Source organism: Flagellimonas abyssi, from assembly GCF_019457905.1.
Lineage (GTDB): Bacteria > Bacteroidota > Bacteroidia > Flavobacteriales > Flavobacteriaceae > Flagellimonas > Flagellimonas abyssi.
On sequence record NZ_JAHZSV010000082.1, the window covers coordinates 1 to 794 of the forward strand.

A 794-nucleotide genomic window follows, 5' to 3' on the forward strand; every position below is an offset into this window, starting at 1 on the left:
CCAGCTAAGCCGGAGCACCAGACCCAGCTGAAGTGGTCGTACGAGAGCCCAAGGCGTGGCAAGAGCACACGGTTCCGTCCCTTCGGGGACTTCGATGCCGCCTACGGCGGCTGGGACATTGAGGGGGAGCCCTACACGCAGAAGGACGGCACGGACTTTTCGTGGTTCCGTTCACGGATGCTGGGGGGGCGTACCAACCACTGGGGGCGGATATCGCTCCGGTTCGGCCCACAGGACTTCAAGCACAAGGATGTGGACGGCTACGGGGACAACTGGCCCATCAGCTACGACGATGTAAAGCCGTACTATGACAAGGTGGACAAGATGATCGGGGTGTTCGGCACCAACGAGGGGCTTCCCAACGACCCTGACGGCTTCTTCCTGCCCCCGCCAAAGCCAAGGTTGCACGAGCTTTTTTACATCAAGGGGGCCAGAAAGAGCAACATCCCGGTGTACCCATCGAGGATGTCGATGCTCACCAAGAAGATCAACGAGGACCGGGGCGTGTGCTTCTACTGCGGACAGTGCAACCGTGCCTGCCAGGTATATGCCGATTTCTCGGCGGGGACGTGCCTTATCTTTCCTGCGCAGAAGAACGGGGGGCAGATCGACCTGTACGTGAACTGCATGGTGAGAGAGGTCACTACCGATGAAGAAGGTAGGGCCACGGGCGTATCCTACATCAACAAAGAAGACAGAAAGGAATATAAGCTCAAGGGCAAGGTGGTCGTTCTGGGGGCCTCGGCCTGTAGTTCGGCGCGTATATTGCTGAACTCCAAGAGCGACCGGCACCC

The 794-nt window shown here is 58.9% G+C and carries 1 protein-coding gene; it reads left to right on the forward strand.

All coding sequences use genetic code 11. The features are described from left to right. A partial coding sequence (locus K1F36_RS19865) for a GMC family oxidoreductase N-terminal domain-containing protein (RefSeq protein WP_220115342.1) occupies window positions 1-794 on the forward strand: 794 nt, incomplete at both ends.